This is a genomic window from Burkholderia sp. BCC1644 (genome assembly GCF_902833225.1).
GTDB lineage: Bacteria > Pseudomonadota > Gammaproteobacteria > Burkholderiales > Burkholderiaceae > Burkholderia.
In genome coordinates, this window is the sequence record NZ_CADFEI010000029.1 from 59,024 (window position 1) to 80,165 (window position 21,142).

17 protein-coding genes and 1 pseudogene are annotated in these 21,142 nt (G+C 58.8%); 12 read left to right on the forward strand and 6 right to left on the reverse strand.

What is annotated here, in order from left to right:
• The first annotated feature begins 66 nt into the window (after positions 1–66).
• Positions 67–2,019: a sigma-54-dependent Fis family transcriptional regulator gene (locus HWX87_RS35485; protein ID WP_244137822.1), complete on the forward strand. Its 1,953-nt coding sequence runs from the start codon at positions 67–69 to the stop codon at positions 2,017–2,019.
• A gap of 652 nt (positions 2,020–2,671) precedes the next feature.
• On the opposite strand, the pseudogene HWX87_RS38370 reads toward HWX87_RS35485, so the two are convergent.
• A pseudogene (locus tag HWX87_RS38370) lies at positions 2,672–2,849 on the reverse strand (integrase); the annotation flags it as partial.
• A gap of 18 nt (positions 2,850–2,867) precedes the next feature.
• On the opposite strand from HWX87_RS38370, the gene HWX87_RS35490 reads away from it, so the two are divergent.
• Positions 2,868–3,074: a hypothetical protein gene (locus tag HWX87_RS35490; protein WP_155291809.1), complete on the forward strand. Its 207-nt coding sequence runs from the start codon at positions 2,868–2,870 to the stop codon at positions 3,072–3,074.
• 298 nt (positions 3,075–3,372) lie between these two features.
• On the opposite strand, the gene HWX87_RS35495 is transcribed toward HWX87_RS35490, so the two are convergent.
• The 5 genes from HWX87_RS35495 to HWX87_RS35515 all read right to left on the reverse strand — a co-directional run bounded on the left by HWX87_RS35495 (position 3,373) and on the right by HWX87_RS35515 (position 9,022).
• Complete coding sequence (locus tag HWX87_RS35495) at positions 3,373–4,503, reverse strand: porin (protein ID WP_051889737.1); 1,131 nt, start codon at positions 4,501–4,503, stop codon at positions 3,373–3,375.
• Between the two features lie 272 nt (positions 4,504–4,775).
• Complete coding sequence (locus tag HWX87_RS35500) at positions 4,776–6,092, reverse strand: FAD-dependent monooxygenase (RefSeq protein WP_043179573.1); 1,317 nt, start codon at positions 6,090–6,092, stop codon at positions 4,776–4,778.
• Positions 6,089–6,793, reverse strand: a complete 705-nt coding sequence (locus tag HWX87_RS35505; RefSeq protein ID WP_176051489.1) for a S8/S53 family peptidase — start codon at positions 6,791–6,793, stop codon at positions 6,089–6,091. Before HWX87_RS35505 ends, HWX87_RS35500 begins: the two co-directional genes overlap by 4 nt.
• Positions 6,786–8,510 carry an ABC transporter ATP-binding protein gene (locus tag HWX87_RS35510; RefSeq protein ID WP_176051490.1) on the reverse strand — a complete coding sequence of 575 codons (1,725 nt, stop codon included), beginning with the start codon at positions 8,508–8,510 and terminating at the stop codon, positions 6,786–6,788. Before HWX87_RS35510 ends, HWX87_RS35505 begins: the two co-directional genes overlap by 8 nt.
• 200 nt (positions 8,511–8,710) lie before the next feature.
• Positions 8,711–9,022: a high-potential iron-sulfur protein gene (locus HWX87_RS35515; RefSeq protein WP_176051498.1), complete on the reverse strand. Its 312-nt coding sequence runs from the start codon at positions 9,020–9,022 to the stop codon at positions 8,711–8,713.
• A 713-nt stretch (positions 9,023–9,735) separates the two neighbouring features.
• Between HWX87_RS35515 and peaA the strand changes: the two genes are divergently transcribed.
• The 10 genes from peaA to benB form a co-directional block, all read left to right on the forward strand.
• A complete protein-coding gene (peaA, locus tag HWX87_RS35520; RefSeq protein ID WP_208456557.1) occupies positions 9,736–11,334 on the forward strand; it encodes a quinohemoprotein amine dehydrogenase subunit alpha in 1,599 nt (532 codons plus the stop codon).
• Between the two features lie 99 nt (positions 11,335–11,433).
• The gene (gene peaB / locus HWX87_RS35525; protein WP_176051491.1) at positions 11,434–12,861 is read left to right on the forward strand and encodes a quinohemoprotein amine dehydrogenase maturation protein; all 1,428 of its coding nucleotides are present in this window, start codon (positions 11,434–11,436) and stop codon (positions 12,859–12,861) included.
• Between the two features lies 1 nt (position 12,862).
• Positions 12,863–13,186 carry a quinohemoprotein amine dehydrogenase subunit gamma gene (gene qhpC, locus HWX87_RS35530; protein WP_175912428.1) on the forward strand — a complete coding sequence of 108 codons (324 nt, stop codon included), beginning with the start codon at positions 12,863–12,865 and terminating at the stop codon, positions 13,184–13,186.
• A gap of 34 nt (positions 13,187–13,220) precedes the next feature.
• Positions 13,221–14,333 (forward strand): quinohemoprotein amine dehydrogenase subunit beta, encoded by a 1,113-nt coding sequence (peaD, locus tag HWX87_RS35535; RefSeq protein ID WP_176051492.1) that lies wholly within the window; start codon positions 13,221–13,223, stop codon positions 14,331–14,333.
• Positions 14,334–14,947: 614 nt separating this feature from the next.
• A complete protein-coding gene (locus tag HWX87_RS35540) occupies positions 14,948–16,354 on the forward strand; it encodes a cytochrome c (protein ID WP_175912429.1) in 1,407 nt (468 codons plus the stop codon).
• 4 nt (positions 16,355–16,358) lie between these two features.
• Positions 16,359–17,579: a hypothetical protein gene (locus HWX87_RS35545; protein ID WP_043179565.1), complete on the forward strand. Its 1,221-nt coding sequence runs from the start codon at positions 16,359–16,361 to the stop codon at positions 17,577–17,579.
• Positions 17,580–17,609: 30 nt separating this feature from the next.
• A complete protein-coding gene (locus tag HWX87_RS35550; RefSeq protein ID WP_175912430.1) occupies positions 17,610–17,942 on the forward strand; it encodes a cytochrome c in 333 nt (110 codons plus the stop codon).
• Positions 17,943–18,251: 309 nt separating this feature from the next.
• Positions 18,252–19,187, forward strand: coding sequence for a catechol 1,2-dioxygenase (gene catA, locus HWX87_RS35555; protein WP_175912431.1), 936 nt, complete (start codon positions 18,252–18,254; stop codon positions 19,185–19,187).
• Positions 19,188–19,302: 115 nt separating this feature from the next.
• Entirely contained in the window at positions 19,303–20,661 is a 1,359-nt protein-coding gene (locus HWX87_RS35560) for a Rieske 2Fe-2S domain-containing protein (protein ID WP_175912432.1), read from the forward strand.
• On the forward strand, positions 20,658–21,142 hold a 485-nt coding region (gene benB, locus HWX87_RS35565; protein WP_176051493.1), incomplete at its 3' end, for a benzoate 1,2-dioxygenase small subunit. The genes HWX87_RS35560 and benB, both read left to right, overlap by 4 nt.

Consider the following 21,142-nt stretch of genomic DNA (forward strand, 5'->3'; position numbering starts at 1 on the left):
TCCCCTAGTTGTCGAGGCTAGCCGATCGTGGCAGATTTTGCTTGTTAAGTGGTGGTGGAATTTCAATTGGCTGCTCAGCTCCTAAGAGCCGTGGGAGGTGTCCGCGGTCTTACCCATACCGAAACCTCGGTCTCGTACCAGTTGCAAGTCGCGAATCTGGTGCGCGATCAGTTGCGCTCAGACGGAGTGCTGCCCGAAGGCGTGCTGCGGGAGGATATTGAGGCGTCTTGGCGACGAAGCATCGACCAGGGTGTTCGCTGGTATGACCATTCATTGCTGGATCTTCCGGATGCGAAGTGCCAGGAAGAGATGCGTGAGATGAACCGCGCTTTGCTGGATGCAGCGACACCTGAACTCCGCTTTCTTGCGGAGCGTTGCTCCCCACAAGAAGTTGTCATTCTGACCGACGCCGATGCGGCGATCCTGAAAATTGATGGTCACGTGGTTCGATTCAAGGAGCAAATTGGAATCCGCGACATGCGTCCTGGCGCTTGCTGGAGCGAATCCCTGCGAGGAACGAACGCTCTCGGGATGGCGCTCATCGAAGGCCGATCCGTACTTGTGGATAGCGGCGAGCACTTTCTGGACAGTTTGAACCGCGTTTCATGCAGATCGATGCCTATCGCGGACGCGTATGGCAAGATTCTCGGTGTGCTGGATGTGACTCGTGACGGGCCGCTTCCGTTCCAAGACACGACCTTTATGCTGATGAATACGGTGGCACGACATATCGAGCGCCGGGTGTTCGCTGCTACGTTCCCCGAGCATGTTCTGGTTGCTATACACCCATACGAGCAATATCTCGATTCGGCATGGTCCGGTCTATTGGCCATCACAGATGACGGTACGATCGTGGCTGCCAATTTCCAGGCATGTGAGCTGTTGAATCTTAAGAGGTCGGAAATCGTCGGTCGCCAATGCGGCGACCCGTTGCAGCTGCGTGGCACGACATTTATGACTGTCCTAGAACAAGCTCACGGACTGCAGATCTCTGGCATGCAGCATGATTTTCGGTTCAAGGTTCTTGCATTGCCTCGGTATTCTGTCCCTGGAATTGTGCGCGCCAACGCACATACGGGAGCGGCGGAGGACGAATCTCCTTTGGCCGCGCTTGCCGGTGGAGAACGCCAGTTGCTGCGCTCATTGCAGATGGCGCGCCAGGGCTTGAACAACGGTGTGCCGGTCTTGCTACAAGGAGAGACGGGTACGGGTAAGGAGGTGGTTGCGAGGGGGTTGCACGATGCCAGCACGCGTGCTGGAAAGTCGTTCGTCGCAGTGAACTGCGCTGCTATTCCCGAAGGGCTAATCGAGTCGGAACTGTTCGGCTACCGGGAGGGGGCTTTCACCGGGGCTAGAAAGGGAGGAGCCGTTGGGCGCCTGATGCAAGCGAATGGAGGGACGCTCTTTTTAGACGAAATCGGAGACATGCCCACTGCTCTGCAGGCTCGCCTATTGCGGGTTCTACAGGAACGCAAAGTTGCTCCATTGGGCCCCGGCGGCGAACAGGATATCGACGTGGCAGTGATCTGCGCGACCCACCGAGACTTGAGAACGCTTGTGCGCGACAAGATATTTCGGGAGGACCTTTACTATCGGGTCAATGGCTTCTCGATTCGTCTCCCTGCGTTGCGTGAGAGGCACGACATCGATTTGCTTGTACTGTCGATATTGAAGAGGCTCGGGGCGCCGGAGGTGCGTATCAGTGACGAGCTAGCGAGAGTTTTTCGGAAGCACCAGTGGCCAGGCAATATTCGCCAACTCGAAATGGTGTTGCGGACTGCGTTGGCGGTTCGGTGCGACGGCGAGATCGAGCTTGGGCTGGATCATATGTGCGTTGGGTTTGTTGACGCCGATGCCTGCCTGGCTCCAGCAAATTCGGTTGGATTGATTCGCAAGCAAGAAGCTCATTTGATTCGCGATGCACTGGAAAAGCACGACGGAAATGTGGCTGAAGCTGCAAAGACTCTGGGCATTGGCCGGTCTACGCTTTATCGAAAAATTAAGGAAATTCAGGGTTAACGACGTCTCAATTGGCCACTTTTGCACGATCCTGATACGCGTAGCTCACGAATACGGTTACTCGTTGGAATTCCATCTGATTCGCGAGAAACCACAGTTCTGCCGATGAGACGGATGTGTCGACGACCTGCGGATTGACGACGTTTGGGCACGCCTTCCGTATTGAATCGTGTGTACGTCTGCCCGCGGAATACTTAGCGTAACGATGGCTAAATGAGCAATCGTTCCGAAACGATCGTCGATCGACTTGAGTGCAAGCAACCTGCATTGAGTTCCCCTCAGCTTCACCGCAAAGATCCAGTGGCGAGGGTCGGCATCAAGCCAATCTTCGGTATGGAGTTCGCAGGATTTCGTGGAGAGTCTATAACCAACTGACGGATGATGGCTCAGGTGGCGAAAATGACGAAGTCGCCACGGTATCCGAATACACGACTAGCGTACAAGTTCACCAAGACATACCGCAGGAAATTTTCTGTAGAAGCGATGTGCGAAGTGCTCGGTGTATGGCGTGCGTTCACGCGTTCTGCGGCCTCGCGGAAAAACTCCACACGTATCTGCCTTAGGCGTGCCGCTGATGCCAGCGCTGGTACGGCTTCTTGAACGATGCTCCTCCGTGAGGGCTGCCACCGACGGTGCGGCCGGATGCCAGCGGGCGCGCAAGTGGTGGCAGTGCCACGCGCTCGGACTTCGACCCCTTGCCGGTCACCGCGAGGCATAACGCACCCGCGGGCATGTGTCGTGATGTCACCCACCGTCGCCGTCACCAGTTCCTGTGCACGCAGATCGGTCGCGTAACCGAAATCCAGCACGAAACGCAGACGTTCCGCAGCAGGTGCTGTCGAGTCAGTGTGCTCGAGCCGGTCGCCAGGGCCCGCAGGATCCTGGTGGATGGTCACGTGCCAGCTATCGAGCTCGGCGAAATCCATTTCGCGATGCTCAAAATCACCCAACACACTCGTTTCCCGTCAGGCAAACACATTCACATCGACAAAGGCGATCCGGCTTCGGTCAACATGCCGACCACTGAAGGTGAGCTTCAAGGGGCAGACATCTAACCTTTCTAACGTGCAGCTACGAGTTTGGATGGTAACGAGGTTTGCAGCGTCGTTAATGCTTGCTCATGTGGACAGGTTCGCCTAGTGATAGACCTATCGTGGCAGACAGCTGGAGCTGTTCTGTCTTGTAGCCGAAGGTGAGGTCGTGTTGCGAGCGGCGCAACAAGTCATCGCGATGCATGTACGCAAAAGTGTAATTGGCGGCGTCGGAAAGGCGATAAGGATGAGTCTTCCCGCGGGGAAGACTCATCCTGTGGACTGGAAGATTGACCAGCCCGGGAGAGCTAGAACGAGATCCTCAGAAGCGGTGCCTAATGCCGAGCATCACGAGTGTCTGGGTACTTGTGCCTCCGGCGGTGTACGTATCAGCAATTACGGCTTGAGCAGGGCCGAGGCCATTTGAGCCAGAGGCATGGCCGTATCCGGCCGAAGCATAGAGGTCTGTTCGTTTTGACAGTGCGTAGTCGGCCGCAGCGGTTACCTGATGATAGGTGGCGGACGAATCACCGTGCGACTTCATGTAGTCGTAGCCGACTTCAAGCAAAGTCGCCGGCGACACCTGCCACGCGGTAAAGACCGATACATTGTTGAATCGCTCGGCCCCTCTAAAGGTTGAATCTGCGTCGGCAAGATACTCGGCGTAGCTGTAGTACCCACCAATCGTCACTGGGCCAACCACGTATGCTGCCCCTGCTCGTGCAACGTTATATTTGCTTGCACTGGCATAAGCGGAGTTGACTGGGCTAAAGAAGTTGCCAGACGCGCTTGATGCTCCGCGACTCGCGGAACGAGCGTTGCCGTTGTCTGCATGGAAGTAACCGCTGGCCAGCGTCAAAGACCCGATTGAATAGTTCAACGCGGCACTGTATGAGTGCCCGGAACCGACGCTGCCCGCAACGTTGCCGAACCCGTATTGGAGGGCGAGCTGCAGTCCTCCCCAAGTGGGACTTACCCATTTAACAGCATTGTCGATCTTCGTCGTTCCGTCTGCCAGATCTATGTCGCCGGGCGCCGTAAAGTATTCCAAAAGAGAGTTACCTTGAACTGGAATAACTAGATCTATAAGGCCGTCAAATTGCCGGCCAAATGTCAATGCCCCATATTTATCGTTTTTCAATCCAACATATGATTGACGTGTAAACAGACGGTGCGAATCTGAGGATGCTCCATTGTTTATGTCAAATTGATTCTCAAGAGTGAAAAGGGCCGACCAACCGCCACCCAAGTCCTCATTGCCACGCATGCCCCAAACAGTAGGTGACATCTGGCCACTTTGCATAGAGATTCCGTTGTTGGATCCTCCGTTATTGTGGATATACTGAATGGAGTTGTCTAAAACGCCGTACAAGGTAACTGAGGACTGCGCGAATGCATGACCGTAAATGCAGGTGGAAAATCCGCAAATAAGGTTGAAAACCTTCTTTTTCATAAGAATCTCCGAACGATAAATTTTGTGTTGTTTTTAACGGGAATTGGTGGCATTTCCTCCGTTGATATGGGGTTGGGTTATATTTTCGTAGATTCGTTGAGTTGATGTTATTGAGCCATGTCGACAGTCAATGGATTGGATTTTCTCATACGTGAATATAAGCATTCCAAATCAAATATCATGGACATCGGCGAAGTGGTTTGACTTGTTGGCAAAGTCAACTGAATTCGTGGGCAGTACGCGGATCCGCAGTGAGGTTGTAGGAGATGTTGTTATGGTTGTTCGCGGCGATAGCCATGTGATTCAAGCCAGTTTTGAACGAGTATTGCTTGCCGTGGATCGAGGGATGCGAGCACTTCGCAGGTCGGCTGGAGCTGCAGTGCAGCGACGATTGGCGCAAGTGGGATGCCTTGCAGATGCCAGATCCCGAGCGGCTGGTCGGGGCTCGTGACGACGTCGGCCTCGGCGATCGTGTCGCCGTCGATCACGGGCGCCCGCTCGATCGCGAGCGAGTTGAAATCGGGCGCGCGATGCGATGGCGCGTTGTCGGGCCACGCGCGGCGCGCCTGCCAGAACGGTCGGTCCGCCCACTGCGTGTCGAGCGTGTAGAAGTCGCGGCCGATCCGCGCGAAGCGCATGAACAGCGCGGTAATCCGCCGCTCGTGAAAGCGCAGCGCGAGCGCCGCGCGCTCGGGGTGCGCGAGCAGCGTGTGGATGACGGCCGGCGCCTGCAGCGCGGACGACAGCGACTGAAAGATACCGTTGCCGGACAGCGGATCGACGGCCATCGCCGCGTCGCCGACGCGCAGCCAGTTCGTGCCGCCGGTGTCGCCGCACAGCGTCGCGCTGCTGGTCCGACCGAACACGCGCGCCTCGGCGCGGGCGTCCAGGTCGAAGAAGTCACGTGCGAACGGCGTTTGCCGCAGCGTCGCGCACCACCCGGGCAGGGCGTTGCGCGGCGGTAGCGTCGTGGTCGCGACGTCGAGCGTTGCCTGCCAGTAGCAGCGGCCGTCGGGCAGGCGCGCCATCCAAGCCCAGCCGTCCGGCATACTCTCGATCCCGGATGCTGCGTCGCCCGGCGTGCCTTGCCACACGTTCAGCAGGCTCAGCGTCTGCGGCCCGCGGCTCGCATCGCGCGCGAGCGGCGCGAGCCGGCCGCGCGCCTCGACGACGAACGCCGCGTACAGCGTTTCCTCGCCGGTCGGCGTGTCGATGCGGATCGCATGCCCGTCGCCGTCGGCGTGCACCACGCGAACCGTTGCTTCACGCACCGCAATGCCCGCACCGGCTAGATCGCGGCGCAGCGCCGCGTCGAAACGACTGCGGTCGATCAGGTGTTCGTGATTGAGCGTGCGCGTGTCGCCGTTCCAGCGCGTTGTGCGCGCACACGGCGGCAATGCGCATGCGGCGGCCTGCACGAGTCCGGCATGATGCAGCCCCTGCAGCACACGATCGGACACGCCTTCAACCGCATCGAAGTGCCGCCATTCGCTGACGACCGTGACCGGATAGCCGAGCCGCGCGAGGCCGAGCGCGGCGGCGGCGCCCGCCGGTCCCGCGCCGAGCACGACGATCGACGGGCGGCTCATGAGGCGTGGGTGCGCCGTTCGACGCCAAGGTAGGCAGCGTTCGCGCGCAAATGGTCGAGCAGTGCCGTCGTATCGCCATCGGGATGATGCGCGAACCAGCGCGCCGCGTAGCCGCTTAGCGCCGCGCACGCGATGCTCGAGCCGGCCAGCGCACGCGGTGCGCCGCTCGACACGACCGCACCGAAATCGGCCTGCGGGCTGTCGAGCCACGACCATTGGCCTGGTGTGCAGCGCGCATCACCGGTGACGCGCACGATCCCCGGATAGCTGGCCGGAAACACCGGCGTTCCTTGCGCGGGGCTCGATGCGAACACGATCACGCGTTGCGCGACGGCCGCCGCGCAAGCGTCACGCAGCGTGTCGCGATCGGCGCGCACGCCGAGGCTCAGGTTGATCACGCGAATGTGTTGCGTGAGCAACCAGTCGATTCCGTGCGCGATCTGCGCGGCGCTCGTCACGCCGCGCGCCTCGAACACCTGCGCGACGACCAGCGCCGCTTCGGGCGCGGCAGCCGCGATTGTCATGCAGATCGCGCTGCCGTGGCCGATCCGGTCCGGCTCGACGGCGCTGGCATGTAGCACCGACGCAGCGTCGAACGCGAAGCGCCGCGCGTCGGTGACGCGTGCGCTCAGCGACGGCGGATAGCCGCTGTCGACGACGCCCACGCGCACGGCGCGATCCACGGCGCGATCGTCACGCATGTGCGACATCCCGGTGCACGCGTCGCGTAAGTTGGCCGTCCGCGAGCTCGAAATGCAGGTCGACGCCGGCGAGCGTCGACGCGCGGTGGCTGACGAGGATGCGCGTGCGATCGCCGAACAGCGTGTCGATCTGCGCGATGACCTGCCGCTCGGTCGTTTCGTCGACGGCCGACGTCGCTTCGTCGAGCACCAGGATCGCCGGTGCCTGCAGCAGTGCGCGTGCGATCGCGATGCGCTGCTTCTGGCCGCCGGACAACTGCTGGCCGCGTTCGCCGACCGGCCCGTCGAGTCCGCCCGGTAGCGTCGCGATCAGTTCGTCGAGCTGCGCGGCGCGTGCGGCATGTACGATGTCGTCGTGTGTCGCGAGCGGTGCCGCGTAGCGGATGTTGTCGGCGAGGCTGCCGCGAAACAGCACGGTGTCCTGGCTGACGACAGCGACGTGGCGGCGCAGCGCGTCGAGATCGATGTCGCGCAGGTCGATGCCGTCGATCCGGACGCTGCCGCGCTGCGGGTCGTAGAAGCGCTGCATCAAATCGATCAGCGTCGATTTTCCGCTGCCCGACATTCCCGACAGCGCGACCTTGCTGCCGGCCGGTACGCGCGCGCCGGCGCCGCGCAGCACGGGCTGCGCGCGCTCGTCGTGCCCGAACCACACATCGACGAATTCGAGATCGCCACGCGGAGGCAGCTCGCGCGCGGCGGCAGGCGGCTGCACGGCCACCGGCGCGCGCTGCAGCTCCATCACGCGGCCGAGGCTGACCGTCATCCGCTGCAGCGCGACGTAGAGCCCGAGCAGACTCTTCACTGGGCCGATCGCCATCCCGAGATAGCTGGAGAACGCGATCAGCGAACCGAGCGGCCAGTCGCCGCGAATCACCCAGTAGCCGCCGACAATGAACGCACCCGCGCGCGACAGCGAGGTCAGCGTGCCGGGCACCGATTGCGTGACGAATTCGGTCACCTGCAGCTTCAGCAGGCGCTCCATGTAGCGGTCGCCGAGACCGTCGAGCCGCGCCTGTTCCGCGCGCTGCCGGCCGGCGGCCTGGATGAACTTCATCGCGGGCAGCGTTTCGACGAGGAACGACGACACGTCGGCCGCGCCTTCGCGTACCGAGCGCGCATCGCGCTCGACCTTGCGGCGCATCGTGCGCAGCCACAGGATCTCGAACGGAACAAGCAGCAGCGCGAGCAGCGACAGTTTCCACGACAGCGTGACGAGCAGTGCGAGCGTGCCGACTAGCCCGATCACGTTCGACACGGCGGAGAACAGCGCGTCGAGCGCGAAGCGCTGGATCTCGGCGATGTCGCCGTCGAGGCGCGACAGCAGGTCGCCGAGACGGCGCTGCCCGTAGAACGACGGCGACAGCTGCTGCAGGTGCGCATAGACGGCGCTGCGCAGCGAGAACAGCACGCGGCCGGACAGTCGTGTGTGCAGGTAACGGTTGATGCCGCCGAGCAGCGTGCCGACGAAGCCCGCGAACACCATCGCAAACGCGACCGCGACGAGCATCCGGAAGTCCTTGCCGACCAGCCCGCGGTCGATCAGCTCCTTCGTGAGCCACGGCTGCGAGAGCGCCAGCAGCGACGCGCAGGCCGACAGCGCGAGCAGGCCGGCGATCGCGAGCCGGTGCGGCCGCACGAAGCCGTACAGCCAGCCAAGCGAACGCGCGAGTTGTGCTCGATCATCGATTTGCACGAAGCGCAGAATGAACCTCATCAACATGGGACCTTGGCTCGGAGGATTGCTCGTTGGTCAAATGCGGAACAGTTTGACGGTCGACGTTGCCTTCTCCGAATTCGACATCCGCGGTCGACTTCGGAATGAGTATTGGCCGTCAGCCGCTGGTCTCCACGGCGCAATTGGCGGTTGATGCCGTGGTTTGGCGCGACGCGCGTGGTGGCGCGTCGCGCACATGATCAGGCGCGTTTGTTGTACGCGCTGCACCAGCCCTTCCCGGACACTCGCTTGACGGCGAAGAGGGGGCAAGCAGCTTCCGTGTCCGTTTGCTTTCCTTGATAGAAGCTGCAGTTCCCGCAGTCTTGCCCAGCCTGGTAACGCGGGTATTTGACCCTTTCAACGTTCGTAGCGTTGGCGCGATATCCCAGTCCTTTTGCCGCCGGGTCGTTCTCGTCCAGCATTGGCGCCTCCGCTCGTGCTGTGCTGGCGAGGGCTAGTGCGGATACGGTGCCGGCAACTGCGATGACAAAGCTGCGTCGGGAGCGATTCAGTTGATGCTTCATAGGGATTGCTAGTCTCAAAATTATCGATGAATGAATCAGGTCGCGCTATCTGTCCGATCGGAGGGATTCGCATTGGCCGTTCCGACACTCGTCGCCCGACCACCAACCCCACACGATGATGGATCGGAAACTTCAACCACTCTTAATGGCGACGCCCGATCAAGCGCATGACATGCCTGCGTGGCACGCCGCCACACAAAGCGGTTAATCGTCTGCAGGAGCCACCAGCAGAGCCTGCCGCCACGGTAGGCATTACATATAAACCGTGCGAGCGCAGCAGCGCAACTTGCAGATGGTTGATTAAGCACATTGCATGCCAGCTTCAGGGCTGTTGCCTCTTCAACTTGTGCGAGGTTTCCCATCCTTTTGCGAGCGAGCCCGCCGACGCATTATCGAGCGATGCCGGTGTCGCTCAAGGTCGACCCTTTGTCCCATTTTGGGAATTCTCGTGGGACGGGAGTGGGACGCGGGAACAGGGGCCTGCGCCAACCTGGAGAGATGCGGTGTCGATGTATTTTTAAGAAAAAATTGAATAGGTATTTTCCCGCGGTATTTGAAATGCGGGCCAGCGTTTTTAGGACGTTTTTTAGGGTGCCCGACGTGTGGATTATCGTTGGCATGGAACCTGCTTATAACGGTAATCCCACGCCAGTTCCCTTCGATCCTAGGCGAATCAAGACCCCTCTCAAAGGAGCAGCGCTTTGTTAAAAACGTTCATTCGACGCAGCAGGTTGATGGGCATCATGGCGGCGGCCATGCCGGTCGCGCTGGTTTCGGGTGCGGCTCATGCACAAGTGCAAGCGCCCCGCGATGCGCGAGCGATTCTGAGTCAGACATGCGCGGCCTGTCACGCCGCGGAATCAAAGGATTCGTGGAGTCGTATCAGCCATCAGCGTAAAACCCCGGAGGGTTGGTTGCTGACGATCGGCCGGATGCAGACGATGCATGGCTTGACTATTAGCGACGAAGAACGGCGAATTCTCGTTAAATATTTATCGGATACGCAAGGGCTTGCGCCTTCGGAAACAAAAGACCTGCGCTACGCGCCCGAACAACGCTTGAACACTCAGGAGACCGCTGGCTCGGATGAGTTCAAACAGATGTGTGCGCGTTGTCACTCCGCCGCACGACCATTGCTGCAGCGCCGTCCAGTGCAGGAGTGGGAGCGGCTTGTGAACTTCCACGTTGGACAATTCCCATCGATCGAATATTCGTCGTTGGGGCGCGACCGCGATTGGTTCAAGATCGCGTTGACCGACATTGCGCCGTACCTCGCAAAGAACTTTCCGTATGACAGCAAGGCGTGGGACGACTGGAAGAAAAACCAGCCGCCGGCGACGTCGCTGGCCGGTACATGGAGCTTCAGCGGACACATGCCGGGGAAAGGCGACGCATTCGGTTTGATGACCGTGACGGGCGGCGACAAGGATGGCTTCAAGGTGAAGTTGAAGGGACAGTTTGCGGACGGCAGCCCGTTAGTTGGTACTGGTACCGCTACGCTTTATACCGGCTACGAATGGCGTGCCAATGTCAAGGTTGGTGGCGTGCTGATGCACCAGGTATTGATGGCCGCTGAAGGTCAATTGAGCGGCCGCATGTACGAAGACGAGCACAGCGAACGAGGTCTCGATTTTAGTGCGGCAAAACTGGGCAAGGCGCGCATCCTTGCTGTTCAGCCGGCGTATGTGAAGGCTGGTAGTGAGTCGACTGTGACGATTGTCGGTCCGAATCTCGAAGGAACCCCGGCATTGGGCTCGGGTGTAACGGTTACATCTGTGCTCGAGCGCACGCCTGAGTATCTTCGAGTGCGAGTGAAGTCCAGCAGCGATAGCGTCGCTGGTCCGCGACAGATTTCTGTCGGCACAGCGCAATCTGATGGTTTCGCAGTCTATCAAGAGGTCAAGGAAGTCAAGGTTCTGCCTAACTACGCAATTGCTCGGATCGGAGGCAATGGCGGTCCAATGCCGAAGGTGCAAGGGCGCTTTGATGCGGAGGCTTGGGGGGTGGATGCGGCTGGCAAGCCGTTCCGAATCGGCTATATGCCGGCGCAATGGTCGGTCGCACCATTCGACGATCAGGCGAAGAACGACAACGACGTCAAGTACGCAGGCGTGATGCAGAGCGCGACCGGTATTTTCACGCCGGCCAACGCTGGGCCGAACCCTCAGCGGCGCAGGTCCAACAACAACACGGGCAATCTGAAGGTCATCGCATCGGTCACCAACGGTAATCGCACCGTTACTGGCACGGGGCAGATGGTCGTTTCGGTTCAGCGCTGGAATAATCCGCCGCTGCCATGATTTGTGCTGTCTCTTTGTCGTCGGGCCGCGCAGGCGGTCCGAGCGGCATTCTCCAGGGCTTCGGTCCGATCAAAACTTAGAGATTGCTAGGAGATTCCCATGGGCGCGCTGTTGAATGTAGTCGAGCGCAATGTGCATGAAGTGCGCGTCGACGATGAGCGTCTGATGTTCCACGTGCCGAGTAGCTCACTGTTCGCTGCCGACGAGCTCACTGCGGCCATCATCGACTCATTACGTGCTAGTACTTGCACTGCCGAAGAACTATTCGCCCGGCTAGGTGCGTCCCAGCGTGGTGACGTATCCGAAACGCTTAATGAGCTGATGGCGCTTGAAGTTGTTAGTGATGGCTCTCCGTTGACGCCGGAATTCGCTACGAAGCGCATCGAGCGAACCGCGATCAATACCGTCGTGCTCAACGTCAACACAGGCTGCAATCTGAGTTGTACATATTGCTACAAGGAGGATCTCGACACGCCGTCTGCTGGGCGTCGGATGGACGTCGAGACTGCGAAGGCTTCGGTCGAGATGTTGCTCAAAGAGTCGCCGGATGAACCGCGCTACACGGTTGTGTTCTTCGGCGGTGAGCCACTCAGCAACCGAAAATTGATCGAGCACATGGTCGAATACTGCGAGGTTCGCTTCGGCGCGCTCGGAAAGCAGGTTGATTTTGTAATGACGACCAACGCCACGCTTCTGACTGAAGAGGTCATCGATTGGCTCGACGCGCATCGCTTCGGTTTGTCGATCAGCATTGATGGGCCGAGAAAGATTCATGATTTGAATCGTCGAACGGTTGGTGGTTCGGGCACGTATGACGTTGTGCGCCGCAAGGTCGATATGCTGCTTAAGCGCTACCGCAGCCGCCCTGTCGGCGCGCGCGTGACGTTGACAAGCGGAGTGACCGACATCGAAGGGATCTGGAATCACTTGTTCAACGAGCTTGGTTTTGCGGAAGTCGGCTTTGCGCCCGTCACATCGGGTCAACTTGACTCGTTCAATTTAGGCCCAGACGAACTTGCGCAGGTATTCGCGAACATGAAGGCGCTCGGCCGCCGCTATCTGACGGCGGCGCTCGAAAACCGCAACATCGGCTTCTCGAACTTGCATCAACTAATCACCGACCTGCACGAAGGGAACAAGAAGTCGTTGCCGTGCGGCGCGGGGCTCAAGATGCTCGCAGTCGATCACAAGGGCGACCTGAACCTGTGCCACCGCTTCACGGGCTCAACACTGCCGACGTTCGGCAACGTACGCGATGGTGTCGCGCAGGATCAGCTCAATGACTTCCTGTCGCAGCGCCTCGACCGCAGCGGCACAGGCTGCGACAGCTGCCGAATCCGCAATCTGTGCTCGGGCGGTTGCTATCACGAGAGCTATGCACGCTATGGCGACCCGGCGCACCCGACCTATCACTACTGTGAGTTGATGCGTGACTGGATCGATTTCGGCATTGAGGTCTACAGCCGCATCATTGCAGGAAACCCGGCATTCATCGACAACTACATTACTCCGCGGAAGGCGCACTGACATGAAACACCTAAAGCCGCTTAACAACAAGGCAAAGCAGCTTGAGCAAGCCGCGAAGGAAGACCGGCTCGAAGAAGTCGTCGCGATGACGTCTGTTGCAGGCTGTACTGCTACAACCGACCCAGGCTGGGAAACCGATGCATTCGGAGGCATTGCGTCATTGTGCCAGCCAATGGAGGCGGATCTTTATGGCTGCTCTGATCCGTGTTGGTGGCCCGCTCAGGTGCCGGACACGATGATCACTTACCCGAACTGGAACAAATCCGATTCCGTAGCTAGCACCGACTGGCGCAAGCTTGGCAGCGTGTTTCCGAAGGATAAGTAATCGACACCGCACACACTGGGGAATAAATATGTCAATGAAGAAGTTTTTGGGTATGACTATCGTGTCAGCGATTCTGTCGACTGGCCCGATGGTGAGTGTAGCTGCGACGAATGGCGCGCTAAAGACAGGGCGCGAGTATCTCGCGATTGTTGGTTATCCTAATACTCTGACTGTTGTGGACACATCCAGCGATGAGATATATAAGACATGCTCGTTGCCAGATGCGTTTAATCCGGGGACGGTGACGATTAGTCCAGATAAAACGCGCGCGTATGTACTGAACAATCGATACGGCGATCTTTACGGTGTAGAGCTTGATACATGCAAGGTTGTATTCCATGCGGATCTCTCGGACCGACCCGGTGAACGCGTGAAATCGATGTTCTCCATTGCGGTGAGCCCTGATGGCAAGGAGGTATACAGCGTCGTCAACCCAACCAAGCTCAATCGCGACACCTATGAAGTTCAGACTCCGCGTCTACAAGTGTACTCGACCAGTGGTGGCATGGATGCAAAGCCGATCCGAACGTTTCCTGTCCCGCGTCAACTCGGGGTTATGATGGCTGCGAACGACGGATCTTTGTATATTTCAGGTGCGGATGTCTACCGCATGGACGTGAAATCCGGGAAACTCGACGTCGCTGTTGCGGTTCGGAACTGGAAAAGGCCGCTTTATGGGCAGCCAGACGTTTTGAATGCGTGGCCGCAGCAACTTCCACAGAATTCGTTCGATTCGATTTACACTGCCGATCGCTTCAAAGACGAGAAGAAGACTCCCGGTACAAATGAAACGATGTATGGTTACATTGACATCGACCTTGCGACCGGCAAGGTGTCGCTGAAGGACTTCGCTCCTGTTGCGGAAGTGTTTTTCAGTGGTGTACGTTCTCCAACAAATCCGGATATTGTGTATGTCGTCGGAAATCGACTCGCGAAATTCAATTCGAAGACCGAAAAGCTTGTTGGCGAGGCACCGCTTGATCACACTTACTACGTGTTGGCGCTGAATAAAGTCGGCAAGAAGGTATATGTAGCAGGAGCGGCTAATTCAATTAGCGTAATCGATGCGGACACAATGAAGAAAATCAAGGAGATTCGCTTGAGCGGTGATACCGCACAAGCTACTCCTCAAATCTTCATGCGATGACTTGCTAGGTGCGCTGGACTCACCGAAAGCGTATTCCGCGTCCAGCTCTATTGCTGGCGCGGACGCTGGACTACAGTGCCCTCGGTACCTCCGCGAGCAATGTGGTGCAGGTTGCAGACGTCATGCCAATGCGCTTACCAGCTGTTTTCGGTGCGGTGTTGTGGTCTATCGCGGGCCGCAGCAAACGGGCGCTCGCATTGGCGTGGTGACGTCGCTGTCGCACGCCCGCAAGATATTCGATTTCGAGAAGGGGCTCGCGCAGACATTCACAATGTCGTCGATATCACGATACGCCTCATGTCACCTGAAACATGAAGCGCAGCGGCAACAGCTCACCTGAGAAACGCTCGGATCGGCACGTGAGCACGTACCTGGCCAACGCGAGCGCGAATACATCAAGCAGTTCTTAAACCGTGGCTGATGGAAAGAAGCCGTGGAACGGTACGCGCTATCAGTCTGGCGCAAGCTCATTTGAGTTGAAACGAGGTCATTCGATCGAGACCGACCATTGCGTGGGAAATTATGAGATGCGAGAAGGTGAAATATGACGGTACTCTGAGAGATTTAGCGGCCAGTTGATTTTAGTAGTTGTCTATAAGAAAAGGAATATTTGTATGGCGGTACTTGGCATGTATCCGACTTTCTACGTTCCAGGCATTGGCACAGCCTGGGTAATGGGCATCATCGGCGTGATTCACGTCGTTGCGTCCCATACGTCGGTCGGTGCATCGTTTCTGTTCGCCCTGCTCGAAACACGCGCCTATCGTGAAAACAAACCGCAGTTGATGGAATTCATCAAGAAGTACGGGATGTTTCTACTCGTTTTCTCGTACATTATCGGCTCGATCACGGGTCCAGGTATTTGGTATGCGATAACCGTCGCGAGCCCGCGCGGTGTTAGCGGCCTAATCCACAACTTCGTGTGGGTCTGGGCGAGCGAATGGGTCTACTTCACTGTCGAGGTGATTGGCGTATACGCGCTCGTCTACCTGATCGGCAAGGTCGATCCAAAGACCCACCTGAAGCTCACCTGGTCGTTCGCGCTCGCGTCGTGGGCGACGATGCTTCTGATTGTTGGAATCTTGTCGTTCATGATGTGGCCTGGAAGCGATCGCTGGTACCAGACCGGCTCGACGAGCGATGCATTCTTCAATGTCAATTTCTTCGCCCAACTCGGCACGCGCACCGGCGCGATGCTGGTGATGGCCGCGGTCGTCGGCCTGCTAATAGCAAGCCGAGTGAGTGACCTTGACCAGCGCCGAGACGTCGTGCGCTTGCTAGCCCCCCTTGGGCTCGTCGGAGGTCTCGTCGCGGTGCTGATGTTCCTGTACTACCTGCGTACGCTGCCGAATAACGCGATTGTTATGCTCAACGCGAATCTTCTTCCAGTCTACGGCAAGGAGATGGTTTGCGTGTTCGTCGTCGCGACGCTGTGGCTGCTCTTCGCGTGGTGGCGCCCGCAGCAGGTCTCCACATCGCTAGCGGTGGCGATGTTCCTCTTTATCGCGGTGTTTGGAGTCTGGCCGGAGGAGCGGATGCGCGAATCGATGCGTAAGCCTTACGTCGCCGGCCAGTACATTTACGGCAACCAGGTTATCGCGCGTGACGTGCCGGCAAAGGGGATCGAGTCCGAGGTCGACACGATCGCCGCATACGGTCTGCTGAAGCTGAACCCATTCGTGCCAGACCGGCTGCGCGCCGTGACGGATGCGAACGAACTCGAGGTAGGCCGGCTGCTGGCAAAGATGGCCTGTGCGAATTGCCACTCGTTAGAGCCGGGCGGGCCGCTGCGAAACCTGCCCGGCAAGTTTCACTATGCGCCCGACGCGGACATGATCGCCGCCTTCATGAAGGGCCCGCTCAAGCATGGCACACAGCCATACATGCCACGCATCGATTTGCCCGACGACGAGATCCGCGCAATCTCCAGCTACCTCGCGACGGTGAACGCCGGAAAAAACGTGAACCGAATGATTGCACAGCAACAAGCGTCGATCGTACCCGCATCGACAAGGAAGTAAGGCCATGGATATCGGAACTGTGATGAACACGATGCGCGATCCAGCTGGACTGCCCGCCCAGCCGATCGTGTTTCAGGTGCTGATGGTGATTACCTGGGTCCTGCATATCGCATTCGTGCATCTAGCGCTCGGCAGCGCTGGGCTCGCTATTGTCGCGTTTCACCGGCGTGGCGTGGGCCCGTACTGGGAGCGGCTGTCGTTCGCGTTGACCAAGGTTGCGAAGGTCGCAGTGTCGCTACTGATAGTGCTCGGCGTCGGCCCCTTGCTATTTACGCAAGTGATCTACGACCCGCAGTGGTACACGTCGAACGTGCTGTCTGGGCGCTGGGCGATTGCATTCATCTTTACGCTAATCGTCGGCTATTGCTGCTGGTTCGCCTTCTACCACGGCAATCACTCGGGTTCTAAGGCGCGTATCGGCCTTTACGCATGGAGTGCGCTCGCGCTGTTCTGCCTAGACGGTCTCATCATGCACGCACTGTCCTATCAGGAACTTCTGCCGCAGCAGTGGATTCAGTGGTACGCGCAGGGCGGCGCTGTTGATACGCGCGGAGCGGCGCTACACGCGATTGAATGGGCGCGCTACTTGTTCATCATGGGCTTGTCTGTGCCGGGTGTCGGCGTGTTCCTGCTCGTCTACGCGCAATACTTCGCCGGTCGCGCCGATCGTGAACCGGGATATCTCTCATTCGTGTGTGGACTCGGGCAGCGTATCGCTCGATGGGGATTTACGCTGTCTGTCGTGACATCACTCGCATGGCAAGCCGATTTGCCGCACGCGAGCGGGCTCACGCAGCACCCGGTTGGCTGGTTGCTCGTCGCTGGCCTGGTCGTGATGGCGTGGTGGATGCATCGGTTCGCGCCGGAAACGCATGGCTACCTGCCGGCTGTCGCGAGCGTTGCGTTGCTTGCAATTCTCTCGCTGTGGCGGGAAGTCATTCGCATTGCCTACCTGCGACCATTCGGCTATGACGTGCATAGCTACCCTGTCCACTTCGACTGGCCGTCAACGTTCCTATTCTTTACAACGCTCACGGGAATCGGTGGGTTTGTCGGCGGTTTCTATCTGATGCTGCTGTACCGTGCGGGCAGGGTCCAGAACTGCTACACCGCCGAGCGCCCGGTCGGGCGCCTTGGTACTGGAGCGCTGGCGGTGCTTGGGCTCTGGATAGCCGTGTTCCTCGCCTACGGGATTGCGATCTCGTATCGCAACAGCTTCATTTGATCTGCGGTAAATGCTTCAGAAATCGTTCACATGAAATCGACTCTTTTTGCTGGTCTCACGCTGCTGATTATTAATAACGCTGCCCACGCGCAGGCGATCGACACGGTTCCCGATGTAGGTGCCGGTGCGCGCCGCGCCGCGGTCTGCTTCGCCTGTCATAACACAAACGGAATCGCGAGGATTCCTGGTGTGCCGGATCTCGCGGGTCAGAATTCTGACTATCTGGAGGCTGCGCTGCACGCGTACCGCGACGGGCAAACGCGCCAGAACCCGACGATGAATGCGATGGCAAAACCGCTGTCAGACCGCGACATCGTCAACATCGCCACGTATTTCGGGAGCTTGCCGCGCGTCGCCGACTGAGTTGTTCCATTAGGGGGTGTACGTTTCATTCGTTCGGGCAGTCTGAGCGATATTACGCCAATGGCGTACGCGCGATACCTGGCTGATATAGAAGTCTGTTATCCAAAGTATTGGACGCTGTGACTGGGTGGGGCGTATAAATAGACTAAACGAACTTCACTCTTGCAGTTTGCGCCACGATTTGAGATCGATTGAATGAATAGAAGAATTCGTTCGAGATTCTCCAGAAGTTTTCAGGAACATGATTCCGAGTAGGTGGGCGTGACTTCAGTCAATTATTCTGAGGATTGAGAACTGGAGATGGTAGCTATGAATTCCAAAGTATTCGACACGAAAGAAGTACGGGACCTTCTGAAAGCCGCGGCCAATATTGAAGCCACGAGCGGCAATCTTCGCGCCAAGGAGATAGTTCATCGCCTGCTGGGTGATCTTTTCAAGGCCATCGCTGATCTCGATATTACGCCCGACGAAGTTTGGGCCGGCGTGAACTACCTGAACAAGCTCGGCCAGGACGGAGAAGCTGCGCTTCTTGCTGCCGGCTTGGGACTCGAAAAGTACCTCGACATCCGCATGGACGCCGAGGATAAGGCTATCGGCATTAACGACGGTACACCGCGAACCATTGAGGGACCTCTTTATGTGGCTGGGGCGCCGCTGCGCGATGGTGTATCCAGGATCGACATCAATCCTGATGCGGATTCAGGCCCGCTTGTCATCCGCGGTACTGTCACCGGACCAGATGGAGAGCCCGTTGCCGGGGCGGTCGTCGAATGCTGGCATGCCAATTCGAAGGGCTTTTACTCGCATTTCGATCCGACGGGCGCTCAAAGCGAATTTAACTTGCGCGGCGCGGTCAGGACTGGTGCCGACGGCAGGTACGAATTCCGCACGCTGATGCCGGTTGGTTACGGCTGCCCGCCACTCGGTGCGACGCAGCAGCTGTTGAATGAACTTGCCCGCCATGGCAATCGTCCTGCGCATGTGCACTTCTTTGTCACCAGTCGCAATCACCGCAAGCTGACGACCCAGTTCAACATCGAAGGCGATCCGCTTATCTGGGACGACTTCGCGTACGCCACACGCGAGGAACTGATTCCTCATGTTGCGGACATGACCGGTGGTACGGCGTTGGGCCTGAAGGCCGACACATATCAGGACATCGAGTTCAACTTCGTGCTGACCCCGCTGGTTCAGGGCGTTGATAACCAGATTGTCCATCGCCGGCGCGCTTCGGCCACGGCGTAACTGCCCGGTATGGCAGCGGTGCGCTAGCACTGCCGCCAATCGGGGAAATGTGGAGTCATTCGACATAGATGCGCGAACTCTGTGCACGATCAGATTCGCGTTCTGGAGAGCAAACATGTCCATCATTATTGACAGAGCTAACGAATTGGATCATCTGCTGTCGACCGCAGTGCAAGATGACAGGCAGGCCGGTGTTTTTCGTTGCCGCCGCGATATCTTCACTAACGCCGATTTGTTCGAACTGGAGATGAAGCATATCTTCGAGAACAACTGGGTGTACTTGGCCCACGAGAGCCAGATCCCGAACAACAACGATTACTACACGACGTGGATCGGCCGCCAGCCGATCGTGATCACGCGCGACAAGACCGGCGAGCTGCACGCGGTGATCAATGCCTGCGCGCACAAGGGTGCGATGCTGTGCCGGCGCAAGCACGGCAACAAGGGCAGCTTCACGTGCCCGTTCCACGGCTGGACCTTCTCGAACACCGGCAAGCTGCTGAAGGTGAAGGACGAGAAGACCACCGAGTATCCGGTGCAGTTCAACACCCACGGGTCGCACGACCTGAAGAAGGTTGCGCGCTTCGCGAACTATCGCGGCTTCCTGTTCGGCAGCCTCAGCGCCGACGTGCTGCCGCTCGAGGACTACCTCGGCGAGACGCGCGTCATCATCGACCAGATCGTCGCCCAGGCGCCGAACGGGCTCGAAGTGCTGCGCGGCAACTCCTCCTACATTTACGAAGGCAACTGGAAGATGCAGATGGAGAACGGTTGCGACGGCTATCACGTCAGCACCGTGCACTGGAACTACGCGGCCACGATGGGCCGCCGGAAGGAAGCCGGAACCAAGGCGGTCGATGCGAACAGCTGGAGCAAGTCGGTCGCGGGCGTGTACGGATTCGACAACGGCCACATCCTGCTGTGGACCAAGACGATGAACCCGGAAGTGCGCCCGGTGTACCAGCACCGCGACGAGATCAAGGCACGCGTCGGCGAAGTGCAGGCCGATTTCATCGTGAACCAGACGCGCAACCTGTGCGTGTACCCGAACGTGTTCCTGATGGACCAGTTCAGCACGCAGATCCGCGTAGTGCGTCCGCTCGGCGTCGACAAGACCGAAGTCACCATTTTCTGCTTCGCGCCGAAGGGTGAGAGCGAAGCGGACCGCGCGACTCGGATCCGCCAGTACGAGGACTTCTTCAACGTGACTGGGATGGGCACGGCCGACGACCTTGAGGAATTCCGCGCGTGCCAGGCTGGCTATGCGGGCATCACGGCGATGTGGAACGACCTGTCGCGCGGCGCACCGCTGTGGGTCGACGGGCCGGACGACAACGCGAGGAAAATGGGACTGAACCCGCGCATTTCGGGCGAGCGCAGCGAGGACGAAGGGCTGTTCGTGTGCCAGCACGAACACTGGGTGCACGTGATGCGCGATGCGCTGAAGAAGGAACGCGGGGAGGTGGCGGCATGAACATCGATTATCGGACCATTTGCGCGACGCTGTATCGCGAAGCGCGCCTGCTCGACGAACGCGAGTGGGACGAGTGGCTGACCTGCTACGCGGAGGACGTCACATACTGGATGCCTGCGTGGGACGACGAGGACCGGTTGACCGACGATCCGCACAGCCAGATCTCGCTGATGTACTACGCGGATCGCGGCGGCCTCGAGGATCGCGTGTTCCGGATCAAGACCGAGCGCAGCGGCGCGTCGACGCCCGAGCCGCGCACGAGCCACAACGTGACGAACGTCGAGGTGCTGGCCGAGCGCGATGACGAAGTGGACGTGCGCTACAACTTTCACACGCTGAACCACCGCTACCGCGTAACCGATCACTTCTTCGGCACGATGTTCGTCACGTTGCGCCGCGCAGGCGATGCGCTGCTGATTTCGCACAAGAAGATCGTGCTGAAGAACGACTACATCCGGCAGGTGCTCGACGTCTATCACGT

Coding starts and splice junctions, on each gene's coding strand:
- HWX87_RS35550 (WP_175912430.1), top strand. CDS start 17,610: ATGAAATCGACTCTTTTTGCTGGTCTCACGCTGCTGATTATTAATAAC.
- peaD (WP_176051492.1), top strand. CDS start 13,221: ATGAAGAAGTTTTTGGGTATGACTATCGTGTCAGCGATTCTGTCGACT.
- qhpC (WP_175912428.1), top strand. CDS start 12,863: ATGAAACACCTAAAGCCGCTTAACAACAAGGCAAAGCAGCTTGAGCAA.
- HWX87_RS35560 (WP_175912432.1), top strand. CDS start 19,303: ATGTCCATCATTATTGACAGAGCTAACGAATTGGATCATCTGCTGTCG.
- HWX87_RS35495 (WP_051889737.1), bottom strand. CDS start 4,503: ATGAAAAAGAAGGTTTTCAACCTTATTTGCGGATTTTCCACCTGCATT.
- HWX87_RS35505 (WP_176051489.1), bottom strand. CDS start 6,793: ATGCGTGACGATCGCGCCGTGGATCGCGCCGTGCGCGTGGGCGTCGTC.
- HWX87_RS35545 (WP_043179565.1), top strand. CDS start 16,359: ATGGATATCGGAACTGTGATGAACACGATGCGCGATCCAGCTGGACTG.
- HWX87_RS35540 (WP_175912429.1), top strand. CDS start 14,948: ATGGCGGTACTTGGCATGTATCCGACTTTCTACGTTCCAGGCATTGGC.
- peaB (WP_176051491.1), top strand. CDS start 11,434: ATGGGCGCGCTGTTGAATGTAGTCGAGCGCAATGTGCATGAAGTGCGC.
- HWX87_RS35510 (WP_176051490.1), bottom strand. CDS start 8,510: ATGAGGTTCATTCTGCGCTTCGTGCAAATCGATGATCGAGCACAACTC.
- HWX87_RS35500 (WP_043179573.1), bottom strand. CDS start 6,092: ATGAGCCGCCCGTCGATCGTCGTGCTCGGCGCGGGACCGGCGGGCGCC.
- catA (WP_175912431.1), top strand. CDS start 18,252: ATGAATTCCAAAGTATTCGACACGAAAGAAGTACGGGACCTTCTGAAA.